This window comes from Frondihabitans sp. OV104 (genome assembly GCF_057787745.1).
On record NZ_CM173541.1, the window covers coordinates 744287 to 757872 of the forward strand.

At 67.0% G+C, this 13586-nt stretch carries 8 protein-coding genes; 4 read left to right on the top strand and 4 right to left on the bottom strand.

Annotation, left to right across the window (positions count from 1 at the left end; translation table 11 throughout):
- Window positions 1-11 precede the first annotated feature (11 nt).
- The 4 genes from drmB to AC3CBB_RS03535 all read left to right on the top strand — a co-directional run bounded on the left by drmB (window position 12) and on the right by AC3CBB_RS03535 (window position 7805).
- Window positions 12-1922 (top strand): DrmB family protein, encoded by a 1911-nt coding sequence (gene drmB, locus AC3CBB_RS03520; protein ID WP_488626705.1) that lies wholly within the window; start codon window positions 12-14, stop codon window positions 1920-1922.
- A 231-nt stretch (window positions 1923-2153) separates the two neighbouring features.
- A complete protein-coding gene (locus AC3CBB_RS03525) occupies window positions 2154-2477 on the top strand; it encodes a nucleotide pyrophosphohydrolase (protein WP_488626706.1) in 324 nt (107 codons plus the stop codon).
- Window positions 2464-4230, top strand: a complete 1767-nt coding sequence (locus tag AC3CBB_RS03530) for a DNA/RNA helicase domain-containing protein (RefSeq protein ID WP_488626008.1) — start codon at window positions 2464-2466, stop codon at window positions 4228-4230. The genes AC3CBB_RS03525 and AC3CBB_RS03530 overlap by 14 nt, the downstream gene beginning before the upstream one ends.
- A gap of 116 nt (window positions 4231-4346) precedes the next feature.
- Window positions 4347-7805, top strand: a complete 3459-nt coding sequence (locus tag AC3CBB_RS03535; RefSeq protein WP_488626009.1) for a TM0106 family RecB-like putative nuclease — start codon at window positions 4347-4349, stop codon at window positions 7803-7805.
- Here AC3CBB_RS03535 and AC3CBB_RS03540 read toward each other — a convergent pair.
- The 4 genes from AC3CBB_RS03540 to AC3CBB_RS03555 form a co-directional block, all read right to left on the bottom strand.
- Entirely contained in the window at window positions 7802-9772 is a 1971-nt protein-coding gene (locus AC3CBB_RS03540) for an O-antigen ligase family protein (protein WP_488626010.1), read from the bottom strand. The two genes, AC3CBB_RS03535 and AC3CBB_RS03540, sit on opposite strands and share 4 nt — an antisense overlap.
- Window positions 9769-11913, bottom strand: coding sequence for a hypothetical protein (locus AC3CBB_RS03545; protein WP_488626011.1), 2145 nt, complete (start codon window positions 11911-11913; stop codon window positions 9769-9771). Before AC3CBB_RS03545 ends, AC3CBB_RS03540 begins: the two co-directional genes overlap by 4 nt.
- Before the next feature lie 143 nt (window positions 11914-12056).
- Window positions 12057-12638 carry a TetR/AcrR family transcriptional regulator gene (locus AC3CBB_RS03550; RefSeq protein ID WP_488626012.1) on the bottom strand — a complete coding sequence of 194 codons (582 nt, stop codon included), beginning with the start codon at window positions 12636-12638 and terminating at the stop codon, window positions 12057-12059.
- Window positions 12631-13485, bottom strand: a complete 855-nt coding sequence (locus AC3CBB_RS03555; protein ID WP_488626013.1) for an alpha/beta fold hydrolase — start codon at window positions 13483-13485, stop codon at window positions 12631-12633. Before AC3CBB_RS03555 ends, AC3CBB_RS03550 begins: the two co-directional genes overlap by 8 nt.
- Window positions 13486-13586 lie beyond the last annotated feature (101 nt).

Genomic DNA, 13586 nt, shown 5'->3' on the forward strand with positions numbered 1-13586 from the left:
GTACTGGGGCGATGCGCCGCGCGCAACTGGTGACACCGTTTGGTGTCGGTGCCATGAGCGTGCTCGTAAATGGGACCTCCGTCATAACCGCTGGCCTTGACCACTGGTATGAAGTTGTCGATCACAGCGCTCTCGCGATGGAGGAATACCGGGAGCACGACTGGCGACTCGAGTCCCGGCTTAAGGTGTCGGAGTTCCGGCTACCTCCGGACTACAGGCCGTCGGCCCAGGGCAGCGACCTTCGGAATGTTAAGCTCACGGTTCCTGTGCTGCGCTTCCCGCGTTGGTCGTTCTGTATCTACTGCAAGCGTCTGGAACTGGGCAAACTCACGATGAAAACCCTCGTGGAGTGCCAGGACAAGGAGCATGTCGACAAGAAGTACAAGCCGAAGATGTCGCAGGTTCCGTTTGTGGCAATCTGCACCCGCGGGCACTTGGATGACTTTCCGTTCGACGAGTGGGTGCATCGTTCGGCCCAGCCGACATGCACAGGCACTCTCCGCCTCGTATCTCGCGGAGGCGGTGGACTCGAGGGGCAGGTGGTTACGTGCGATGCCTGCAAGCAAGAGCGATCACTTCGCGGGATCACGGAGGCGCGGTTCGACAAGAACGGTGAAGAGCACACGAACTTGAGCGATCAACTTGTGTCGTCGGACCAGCCCTATATGTGCGGTGGCGCTCGACCCTGGCTCGCTCAGCATGAGGGCGTGTGCGATGAGCCAATTCGCGGCGCCTTGCGGGCGGCAGGAAACGTCTACTTCCCGAAGATTGAGTCCTCGCTGTATCTCCCTCGGCGCGAAGGCGCCGTAAGTGAGGAACTCCATCAGTTGCTAAGGCATCCTGCTGTGAGCACGACGTTCAACAACGTGTTCCAGCTGGGGCTAGGTGAAGTGTCCGGCGGGCAACTTCGGAGACTCCTGGAGCGGAACGTCCCACCCGAGCTCTTTGCTCCCATCTCTGACGAAGAGGTACTGGCGGCATATCAGGATCAGTTCGGCATCGGCGAGAGCAGCGGGGAGGCGCGAGCCGAAACTCCGGTCGACGCGGAAAGTCTAACGAGCGACGATATCTGGCGTCACCCCGAGTACGTGAAGATCCGAGAGACACCGAAGGACGATTTCCTCGTTGCATCCGACCCGGGGCTTGACGCCGATCTAGCGAGTCACCTGTCTCGCGTGAGGTCTGTAGATGCCCTTCGAGAGACGCGCGCGCTGCGCGGGTTCACTCGAGTGCGCGACGGAGAGTTGAAACTGACCGAGGGGAAGGCGATGCTCAGACGAACTAGCCTGACGCCTGCACAGGACTGGCTCCCGGCATATGTCGTGAAGGGAGAAGGCATCTACTTCGAGCTCGACAGTGCGAGGCTGGCGGCCTGGGAAGGGCGTGCAGACGTGCAGGCCCGCGCTCAGCGGATCACCGACCACTACGGATCGGTGGCGAGCCAGCGCGGGCTACTGGGCCGCACAATCAGCCCGCGGTTCGTGCTATTGCACACGCTGTCTCATCTGCTCATCAACGAGCTGATTTTTGCCTGCGGTTACAGCTCCGCATCGCTCCGAGAGCGCCTCTACATCTCCGAGTCGACCGACCGGAACATGTCCGGAGCGTTGATCTACACCGCTGCAGGTGACTCGGAAGGGACCATGGGTGGGCTCGTTCGAATGGCCCGCCCGCAAAACCTGCGTCAGGTCTTTGCCTCTGCCCTGGCTGACGCACACTGGTGTTCCACGGACCCGGTGTGTATGGACGCGGGCACAAAGGGCCAGGGGCCGGATTCGTGCAATCTTGCAGCGTGTCATGCCTGCGGCTTGCTCCCCGAGACGAGCTGCGAAGAGTTTAATCGGTTCCTTGATAGAGGGCTGGTAATCGGCACGCTCGATGACCCGCATCTTGGCTACTTCTCCGACGCATTCACCGGCTGATACCGCCATCGAAGCGCGAAACCGTGGCAGCTGCCTGAGATCCAGAGGTCGTCGCAACACCTGATGAAAGGTGGCGGCGATGGCGGATAAGCAGGATTTGATGTCTCCGGTCATCGGACAGGTGCCACTCACTCTAAATTCTCGACTTGGCACGATTTCCGTATCTCTGTGCCACAAGGATTGTTTGCAATTAAGTAGTAATTGATAGTGATGGGATCGGTGAAGGACTTCATGAGCAACTGGGAAGAGACCACCGAGTCGCTGCGCGCATTCGTCGAAGAGCGCGACTGGTCGCAGTTCCACAGTCCCGAGAACCTCGCCAAAAGCATCTCGATCGAGGCCGGCGAGCTCCTCGAGTGCTATCAGTGGGAGCCTGATGGAGACCTCGATCGGGTTCGCGATGAGTTAGCTGACGTGCTGACCTACTGTCTGATGATGGCCGACCGGCTGGGCGTCGATCCTGCTGAGATTGTCGCCTCGAAGCTTGAGAAGTCACGCCTCAAGTACCCGGTCGAGAAGGCCCGCGGTCGAAGCACGAAGTATGACCGGCTCTGAGATAGAGCGCCTGCCGTTCTCGAAGCGCGCGGTCGAATTGTGGAAACAAGGTGACCCTCGTCACGCCAATTGGCCCGTGGTCTACGTCATCGACGACGGCTCGCAGCCGCGCGCGAAAAGCAAACGGGTCTTGAGTGACGTCTACGTGGGAGAGACTCTCAACGCCGCGACTCGAATGAGGCAGCATCTCGAGACTCCGGCGAAGCAACATCTTCGTTCGATCCGGGTCCTCATCGACGAGAGGTTCAACAAGTCGGTCTGTCTTGATCTGGAGGCGTACCTGATCCGCATGCTCTCTGGCGATGGCGCTTACCGGGTGCTCAACCGGAACATCGGAATCACCGAGGCGAACTACTTTGATCGGGATGCGTACCAATCGGGGTTCAAGGACGTCTTCGACGAGCTCGTCCGAGATGGGGTTTTCACTCGCACCGCTCACGAGATCGAGAACAGCGACCTGTTCAAGCTCTCGCCGTTCAAGACCCTCTCCGAAGAGCAAGCCGCCTCGGTCGAGGACATCGTCGACGGTCTGATCGGCGACATCGAGAGCCAGGGCTCCGACGTTGCGCCGATCGACGCGGCCATCGTCGTGCAGGGTGAGCCTGGGACGGGCAAGACCGTGGTGGCGATCTACCTGATGAAGCTGCTGACCGACATCATGACCTTCACCTCTCTGGACGACCTTGACCCCGACTCTCGATTTTCTGAATACTTCGTCGACGACACGAAGAAGCTTCTTCAAGGGCTCCGGATCGGACTCGTCGTACCGCAGCAATCGCTCCGCGAATCCATCAAAAAGGTCTTCGCAAAGACTCCGGGGTTACGGCCGTCGATGGTCATGACACCATTCGATGTCGGCCGGTCTGCGGAACACTTCGACCTGCTTCTTGTCGACGAGTCGCATCGACTCAACCAGAGGGCCAATCAGCCCTCGGGCGTTCAGAACGCGCAGTTCCGGGACGTGACCACGAAACTCTTCGGCTGGGACGACAAGTCGAAGACCCAGCTCGACTGGATTCAGAGCAAGAGCACGCGACAAATCTTCTTTCTCGATACGGCACAGAGCGTGCGGCCTGCGGACCTCCCGGCGAAGACGCTGCTTGAGCTGATCGAATCGACCTCGGAGGCTCGTCGCTACCACAAGCTTCGGACCCAAATGCGAGTTCAGGCTGGTTCTGACTACGTCGGCTACGTGCGATCTCTGCTCGGCACGCGTTCGAGAGCCGACCTGTTGGCCCCAGCGATTTTCGACGGCTACGACCTGCAGTTGTTTGACGACATCGAAGCCATGAGGGCTGCGATTCTCAAGCGAGACGCTGATGTCGGACTGTCGCGACTTGTTGCCGGGTTCGCTTGGCCGTGGACATCGAAGAACGACTCAGCCGCCTTCGACATCACGATCGACGGGCTCGACTTGAGATGGAACAGCACGGCAACCGACTGGATAGCGTCCCCCGGGTCGGTGCTCGAGGTCGGTTCGATCCACACGGTGCAGGGTTACGACCTGAACTACGCCGGAGTCATCATCGGTCCCGATCTGCGCTTCGATCCGATCGAGAAGCGACTCTTCGTGGACCGGGCTTCGTACTTCGACAAGAAGGGCAAGGAGAACAACCCGGCACTGGGTCTGACGTACTCGGACGACGACCTCCTCAGATTCATCACGCAGATCTACGGAGTGCTGCTCACTCGCGGCATTCTCGGCACATTCGTCTATGTCTGTGACGCGCCCCTCCGGGAGTACTTGCGTTGATTCATCCCTGCTTCATCCAGCACCTAGGCCTCGCCTTCCAAGCCCCCCCCGATGTCGGCGGCCCCCACTAGCGTGAGCGACACGAAAGCCAGCCAGATCGACTCCGGAGGAGCCCCTTGTACGTCGACACAGCCAACGACCGCGTCGTCACCAGTCCGTCCGACCTGAGCACGTGGGCGGCGTGCGAGTGGGCATTTTTGCGGCGGCTCGACGCGAAGCTCGGGCGGATCGACAAGGCGGTCGACGTGCCCGACGCCATGCTCGAGCGCACGGCCGCGCTCGGCATCGAGCACGAGGAGCGGTGGCTGGAGACGCTGCGGGGGCAGCTCGGCGCTGACAACATCGCGGAGTTCGCTGACCGGCCGAAGCCGAGCGAGTACGGCGAGGCGGCCGCGGCGGCTCGGGCGGCGATGGAGGCCCGAGTTCCTGCGCTGTATCAAGCCACGTTCTTCGACGGCTGGTTTCTGGGGTTCTCCGACTTCCTGGTACTGAACGACGCCGGCGAATACGAGGTCTACGACACGAAGCTCGCGCGCCACGCCAAGATCTCGGCGCTGCTGCAGCTGGCGGGGTACTCCGAGCAGATCGCGGCCCTCGGGATCCCCGTGGGCGACCGCGTGCACCTCGTGCTCGGCAACGGCACGGTGAGCACGCACGCGCTGGCCGACATCCTGCCGGTGTACCGGGTGCAGCTCGCGCGTCTTCGCGAGGTGCTCGCCGACCGGCTCGCCGCCGATGCCGCGCTCGAGTGGGGCGACCCGCGGTTCGCCGCCTGCGGGCGGTGTGCGCAGTGCTCCGTCGAGGTGGAGGCGTCGCGCGACGTCGTGCTCGTGGCGGGCATGCGGCTCGAGCAGCGCGGTCGCCTGAACGCCGCCGGCATCACCACCATCGACCAGCTCGCACGGTCAACCGGGCCGATCGCGGGCATCTCGACGACGGTGCTCGACCGCATGCGGCGCCAGGCCGCGGCCCAGCTCGCGACCACCGGACCGGTGCCCGAGGTCGAGGTCGTCGCACCGCGGGCGCTCGACGCCATCCCCGCGCCCGACGCCGGCGACATCTTCTTCGACTTCGAGGGCGACCCGCTCTACACCGAAGACAACCGCACCTGGGGGCTCGATTACCTCTTTGGCCTGATCGAGAACGACGAGACCTTCGTCACCTTCTGGGCGCACACGATCGCCGAGGAGCGCACCGCGCTAGAAGGCTTCCTCGACTACGTGCGGGAACGCCGCGCGGCGCACCCCGGCATGCACATCTACCACTACGCCTCGTACGAGAAGACGCACCTGCTCTCGATCGCCGCACGCCACGGCGTCGGCGAGGACGAGATCGACGAGCTGCTGCGCCAGAACGTGCTCGTCGACCTGTACCCGATCGTGAAGCAGGCGATCGTCGTCGGGTCGCACAGCTACTCCATCAAGAAGCTCGAGCCCCTCTACATGGACACCACGCGCGCCGGCTACGATGTGGCGAACGCCGTCGACAGCATCGCCGCGTACGCCCACGCCATCGACGTCGTGCGATCGGGCGACGCTGTCAAAGGCCAGAGGCTGCTCGACCAGGTCGGCGACTACAACCGCTACGACTGCATCTCGACGCTCAAGCTACGCGACTGGCTGCTGAGCCTGCGCCCGCCCGTCGAGACAGACGCCGCTCCGGAGCTCGACCTGGCAGAAGCCCCGGTGCCCGCCGAGCCGAACTCCACCTTCATCTCGCTCATGGCGACGATCGAGGGCATCGACCCCGCCGACCGCACCCCAGACCAGACGGCTATCGCCCTCGCCGCCGGCGCCATCGACTACCACCGCCGCGAGGCCAAGAAGTCGTGGCAGGAGCACTTCAACCGCCTCGAAGCCGACATCGACGACTTCGCCGACGAGAAAGACGTCTTCGTCGTCGAGCGCGCGACGGTCGACGCCGACTGGGCGCCGCCGGTGAAACCCGCGCGCAGCTGGTCGCGCACCCTGCGGCTGACGCTCCGCCCCGCACCCGGCAGCCGCCTGTCGGTCGGAGCCAAGCCTCGCGCCCTCTACGACTTCCCGCCGCCGCCCGGTCTCAAGACGTCGGGCCCGGCATCGCGCGGCTTCACCGGATCGATCGAGATCTTCGACATCGTGGGCACGACCGAGACCACCGTCGAGGCGGTCATGCTCGAGCGCCTGCCCAAAGACGTCGAGCCCTACGACGACCACCCGGTCGCCCTGACGCCCGGCCCGCCGATCGCGACGAAGATCCAGAGCGACGCCATCGGCGAGTGGGGCGCCACTCTGCTCGACCACTTCCGAGCGGGCGCAGAGCTGCCGGCCGACCCGGTGCTCGACCTGCTGCGCCGCATCCCGCCGCGCGCGACGATCGCCGGCATCCACGACGACGAGACCGTCGAGGCGGTCGTGTCGACGCTGCTGTCGTCCGACCACACCTACCTCGCAATCCAAGGCCCACCAGGAACGGGCAAGACCTACGTCGGCTCCCACGTCATCGCGCGCCTCGTCGCCGCCCACGGCTGGCGCGTCGGCGTCGTCGCCCAGTCGCACGCCGCCGTCGAGAACGTGCTCGACGCCGTCGTGAAGGCTGGCCGTGCCGTCGGGCTGAGCCCCGACCGCATCGGCAAGGCCCCGAAGGACGCCGAGAAGCACGACTCGGAGTGGACCGCGCTCGTCAAGAAGACGGGGGAGGGCGAGTTCCTGGGCCAAGAAGGCGGTCTCGTCTTCGGCGGGACGGCGTGGACCTTCGCCGGATCGCTGGCCGAGCGGCGCTCGTTCGACCTGCTCGTCGTCGAGGAGGCCGGGCAGTTCTCGCTCGCGCCGACCATCGCCGCCGCGATCTCGGCCGAGCGCCTGCTGCTGCTCGGTGACCCGCAGCAGCTGCCGCAGGTCAGCCAGGGCACGCACCCCGAGCCGGTCGACGAGTCGGCGCTCGGCTGGCTCGCCGACGGGCGCGACGTGCTGCCGGCGGAGTTCGGGTACTTCCTCGCGCAGACCCGCCGCATGGACCCGGCGCTGTGCGCACCGGTCTCGGCCCTCTCGTACGCCGGCGAGCTGCGATCGCGAGCCCCCCAGCGGCTGCTCGAGGGCATCGAGCCCGGCCTGCACGTCGCCGCGGTCGACCACCTCGGCAACACGACGTCGTCGCCCGAGGAGGCTGCACGCGTCGTGGCCATCGCCCTCGACGCCGTCGGGCGCCGCTGGTTCGACGGCCCCGACGACATCGTCGGTCATCCGTTGGAGGCGCGCGACGTCATCGTGGTCGCGCCCTACAACGCGCAGGTGCACCTGCTGCGCGACGCCCTCGACGACGCCGGCCTGCACGAGACGCAGGCCGGAACCGTCGATATGTTCCAGGGCCGTGAAGGCGTCATCGCGATCGTGTCGCTGGCCGCCTCGTCGAGCGCTGACATCGCACGGGGTCTGGAGTTCCTGCTGCAGCCGAACCGCCTGAACGTCGCGATCTCGCGGGCGCAGTGGGCGGCGTTCCTGGTGTGCTCGCCGAGGCTCGCGACCGGGCTGCCGCACTCGCTGTCGGAGCTGGGCTTGCTGAGTCGATTCATTCGGCTGACGTCCGGGGACAGCTAGCGACCACCGCTAGAAAGGTCTGCGATCCGCGCCTCGGCCCGCGTCTGGCTCGCCTGTTCGCCCGACTGCTGATACGCGAAGGCCAGCGTCTTCCAGATGTCGACATCGTCGGGTGCGAGCTCGGACGCCCGCACGAGCTCGGTGGTCGCGTCGTCGAGCTTGCCCTGCAAGAGAAGCACGCCTCCGAGCCGCTGAGCCACCTCGGAATCGTACGGGTGGTCGTCCGCAAGCCCGCGCAGCGTCGACGCTGCGCCATCGAGATCGCCCGTGTACTGCTCGCCGACGGCGAGGGCCTTACTCGCCAGGAGGTCGCCGGGCGTCGACCGCAGCGCGCGGCGGGCCCAGTTCACGGTGAGAGGAGCGGCTGCGGTGTTCCCTGCGTCGGCGGACGCCGCCAACGACTGGGCGGCGATCGACGCGACATCGGCATCCCACGGCCGGAGGCGCGCGGTGGTCTCGAACGAGGAGTCCGCCCGGGCGATATCACCGGCTGCGGCGGCAGTGACGCCGTTTCCAAGCGGGATGTCGGCGACAGCCGCGACCCCCAGGAAGGCGCACCACGCGACGACGCCAACTGATCGCAACGCGCCGAGTGGGCGCCGTAGCGCCCGCTTCGGCGCGGGCGCCCGCGCCACCAGGGCTCCGAACAGCAACGCCGGCAGGATGACCGTTCCCGGTGCCGTGAAAGTCACCGACCAGCCGACGGCAAGGCCGGACAGAGCGGCGACGGCGGCAGCGAGGACGTCGGCCCGGTCGGGATCGGAGGAGACGGGCGGGCCGTCGGCGGGTGGTCGGGTGGCGGCTGTCCAGTTCCTGCGCGCCGAGACCACACCGAGAACGAGCGCGACGAGACCAACGCACAAGAGGAGGATGCCGCCGGCGGAGAGGAGCTGCAGGATCCAGTTGTGCGGCGAGTCCAAGGTCGTGGCCGAACCCACGTCGCGCTGCCACTGCGCGCCGTGGATGCGGCTGACGGCGTCGAGGAAGCCGCTCGGCCCCCAGCCGAGGACGGGGCGTTGAGCGATGACGGCCAGGGCCTCGCGCCAGATGAGAAGCCGGTCGGCGGCGGACTCGAAGGCCAGTCCGTCGGTCGAGACGAAACGCGCCCGGGTTGCGGGCAGGGCCAGGGTCGTGGCGACGACCACCACGAGCACGGCGGCTGACACGACGATGATGGTGCGGCGCTGACGCGGGCTGCCCGCCCGACGAAGCTCGATCACGAGGTGGACGACGACGGTCACCGCTGCCGCCGCCGCCGCACCGCGCGATGCGGACGCGACGATGGTGAACACCGCCGCAGCCAGGGCTGCGACGAGCACGACCCGGCGGCTCGACGAAGTCGGCGCCGGGAGGACGGCACGTGGCGGCGACACCTTGCCGCGCTTCGCGACTGCACGCCCGGGGCGAGCCACTGGAGCCCAGGCACGGAGGGTGGGGAGCAGGAGGACGGACGCGAACACGACGCCCACGAGTCCCTGGTCACTCGCGTTGCCGAGGAGCGCCCCCGGCCGGTCGGCGCTGCTGCCGAGGGGGCGGAGGCCGATCGTCTCGAGCAGCGACACGAACCCCAGGAGGAGGGACGCGGTCGCGACCCCGGAGACCAGCGTCGCCGACCGGGAGGAGGGCGCTCTCGGGCCCAGGATCCGAGCGCCCAGCCACACCGCGGCGACGTACACCGGCAGCATGACGGCTCCTTCGTACCGCGGCCACCGGCCCCAGATCTCGGCCCAGGGTGCTGGTGACAGCACGGCTGCCGTCACGAGCACGACGGCGGCCGCCGCGACCAGCGGAGCGAACCACCGCGGCAGGCGGCCGTCACCGGTTCGCGCGAAGCTCGCCACCGCGCAGGCGGTGGCGAGCACGACCGCCTTGGGGAGGAACCAGCGGTCGAGGGCCCCAGGCAAGAACACGATCGGCGCGAGGCAGGCCACCCACAGCGAGAGGCGCGGGAGCGTGCCCGACGTCACTTCACGGTGACCGATGCGCTGCTCTTGGCGACCTTGCTGTAGCCGGACTTGGCGCCCGAGACGACGACAGTCAGCTTCTTGCCCCGGTCGGTCGCCGTGGGCGTGTAGGTCGACTTGGTGGCCTTGGCGATGGACGTCGATCCGCGCTTCCACTGGTAGGTGAGCGTCACCGGTGCGGGCGACCACGTGCCCGCCTTCGCCGTCAGCTTCTTGCCCACGGCCGCTGTTCCGGTGATCTTCGGCACGGGCGTCGCTGTGAGCGCGCGCGGAGGGGTGAACGAGGCCGAGCTCTGCGATGTGGTCGTATAGCCCGTGAGCTTCGCCGTGACCCTGACCGAGACGGCCTTGCCGCCGTCGGCCGCGACGAGCTTGTGGGTCGCCTTCGTGGCACCGCTGATCGTGGCGCCGTCCCGGAGCCACTGGTAGGTCAGCGTCGCGCTCGAGGGGGAGACGATCGTCACGGCCTTCTGGGTGGCCCCGACCGCGTGGGTTCCGCCCGTCGTCACCGAGGAGATCGTGATCGTGCCCGGCGTGACGGCGTCGGTGGCGGCGCTCGTCTGACTGATGCTCGTGTAGCCGGACCGTACGCCCTTCACCGTGACGGTGATGGCCTTCCCTGCGTCGGCGCCGAGGAGCGTGTACGTGCTCTTCGTGGCCCCGGAGATCGCGGTGCCGTTCCGCTTCCACTGGTACGTGTACGACGTGGCGGTGGGCGACCAGGTGCCGGGGACAGCGGTCAGCTTGCTGCGCACGGCGGTCGTGCCGGTGATGACGGGAAGCGGGTGGGTCGCGAACTTGGCCAGGGGGCCCGCGACGGTCAGGACGGCGTTGATCCCCTTCGTGGCCGAGGTGCCCACCACCTGTACTGTCTGCGAATCGGCGATCGTACGCGAGTCGTCGTAGTACTCGTCAGTGAACAGCGCCGCCGTCGAGTAGCTGGTGAAGCCGACCTTGTAGGTGCCGGCCGAGAGACCCGGGATGACGTACTTGCCGTCGCCCTCGTACGACGAGCCGCGCGCCAGCGCCTCCCACTTGCCGTCGGAGTCCTGCGCGTAGGCGGTCGAGGTGAAGGTCGCGCGCTTGCCATCGGCGGTCACCGTCCCGGTGATGCTGCCGCCGAGGGGAAGGGCGATGTCGCGCGTTATCTGGCCGGTCCCGGACACGGCGATCTGCTCTGCGTCGGAGCGGTGGACGACGCCGGTGTTGTTCCCGGCAGAGAACTGCGTCACATGCTTGACATCGTTGTACGAGGCACCGAAGCGGAGCGTATAGGTGCCCGCGGGGACGTTCTCGAGCGAGTAGTACCCGTTCTCGTCGGTGTAGGTGAATGCGCCGAAGGGCGGGTGCGACGGGGAGAATGACGCTTTTTCAGAAGAGGGCGCGTCGACGTCGAGCAGCGAGACTTCTGCCATATCGGCGGCGCCTCCCGGGCTGCCCGTGACGTGGCCGGAGATCGTGGCTCCGGGTGACACCGCGGTCACACCCGTGTCGATTGTCTGGCCGGTGGCCACTTCGAAGGCTGTGGCTGCGGCCAGCGAGGAGGTGCCGCCTACGTAGACCGGCGCGATGTCGTCGCCCGAGATTCGCACTCGGTAGCTTCCTGCCGCGAGTCCAGTGATCGTGAACGCGCCGTTCGACTCGACGGAACCGGGGTAGCCGCTGTAGTCGCCGTCGGCGGTGTACGCCTGGGCGTAGCGGGCAGTGGTGCTGGTCGGAGTCGCATGCCCGGTGAGTCTGGCCCCGGCCGCGATCTTCACGTTGCGCGTGAAGCTCGGGGTCGTGGTCGTCAGGTCGAACGAGGGAGAGTGCGTCTCGAGGACGTGCTTGCCGTCGTCCGTGAAGACTGCCACGTAAAAGCCCGTGCCCGCGACCTTGGGGAGCGCGAACGAGTACTTCCCGGTCTTCGAGACCGAGCCGTAGGCGAAGACGGTTCCCGATTCGCCGTACTCCAGGGTGATGGAGGTGTTCGCCGGAACGGCACCGGTGGTCGCATCGCCGATCACACCGCTCACTGTCCGCGTTGCGGTGGCGGCATCAGCTCGCAACCCCGGAGCGATGGACGCCGAGGGCGCGAGGGCAAGCGCAAGAAGGGCGATGGCGAGGCGAGATCGGCGGCGGCCGAGATGCGCGGGAATGATCATGGGTGTCCTTGTCCGGGCGGGGCGTTCCCCACGACGAGCGTCCGAAGTGACGTTCGCTCATGCTAGAGCAGAAGCGATTGATTCTCAGCAACTGCGCCGAACTCGGTCACGGGCGAGCGAACGAATGACCCCGCCCCGCCCTGCTACTCGGCCGGCGGAGCGGTGGTCGCCGTCAGACCGCGGTCGATGAAGTCGACCATCCAGGCGAAGCTCTCGTCGACGTCGGTCGCCATCTGGAAGCCGCCCGCCATCTCGAGCATCGCGAACCCGTGGAGGCTGCTGCGCAGCATCCGCAGCGCATGGGTCTCGTCGGACGGGTCGAGACGGTAGCCCCGCAGGACGGCCGCGAACGAGTCGAGGCCGCGCAGCAGCGCGATCGACAGGGGGTCGTCGGGGCCGGTGGCGCGGGCTCCCACGGTGGCTTCGTACCGGCCCGGGTGGTCTCGGACGAACGCGCGCATCGCGTGGGCCGCCGCAGCGAGGGCGTCGCTGCCCGCACGGCCCTGGGTCGCGTCGCGAACAGCGTCGCTCAGCTCGGTGGCCGCCAGAACGGCGACGCGGTGCACCAGGGCCGCCAGGCCGTCGACGTGCTTGTAGAGCGAGGGCGCCTTGACGCCGAGATGCGCGGCGACGACGTTCATGTTCAGCTGCGACAGCCCGATCTCGTCGGCCACGGTGGCCGCCGCTCTGGTCACGACGTCGGCATCCAGGCCCGCTCTAGGCATTGTCGGTCTCCGTGCCGACAGGGACCGTCGATGTCAGGAACGGCAGGAGCAGGTCGAGCAGCTTCTCAGGCGTCTCCGCGTGCGGGTAGTGGCCGGCACCGTCGATGACCGCGAGCTGGCCGAGGCCAGTGGGGAGGTCGGCCATGATGCGCTCGCCCTCGGCGCGTGGGTCGGCCCAGTCCGGGTCGGCGCCGCCCTCGACGATGAGCACCGGGCAGCGGACGTCGGCGAGACGAGCGCCGGCATCCGCGGGGCTCGTCTTCGTCATGGCCCGCAGGACGCCCATCCGCTCGGGGTCGGTGAGCGTCGTCTCGATGCGAGCCCGCTCGATGCTCCAGTCGGCCGGCTTCGTCGGGATGGCGATGTCGAGGTAGTTCATCCAGCCCGTCAGGCTGCCGCTCATCATGACTCTCGCGAGCTGGATCGTTCCTCGGCGGTGGTTCTTGACCCGAAGAAGACCGCCCAGGTCGACCGACTGCGTGCGGGTGAAGGGCGCGAGCTCGACGATCCCCGCGATGAGGTCGGGTGCCGTGGCGGCGGCGATAGTCGCCGCGCCCCCGCTGATCGACTGGCCGACGACGACCGCCGGGCCGCCGAGGTGCCGGACCAGCGCGACGAGGTCACCGGCGATGTCGGTGCGCCCGTACCCGGTCCACCCGGTGCTCGACTCTCCGCACCCGCGGATGTCGACGTTAGCGACTCGGTAGCCGGCCGCGACGAGGGCCGGGACGATGAAGCGGTACGAGTGGCGGCTGTCGCCCATGCCGTGGGCGAGCACGACCAGGGGGCCGTGGCCCTGCAGGTCGTAGGCGATGGTCTGGCCATCGATGTCGAGTGTCTCGGTCATGATCTCTCCCAGTCGGCTAATTGCGTTAGCCAAAAGCTAACATGGTTAGCTTCGGCTGTCGAGAGGGTGCTCTGCTTTTCGATCGACGATCACCCCTCCGG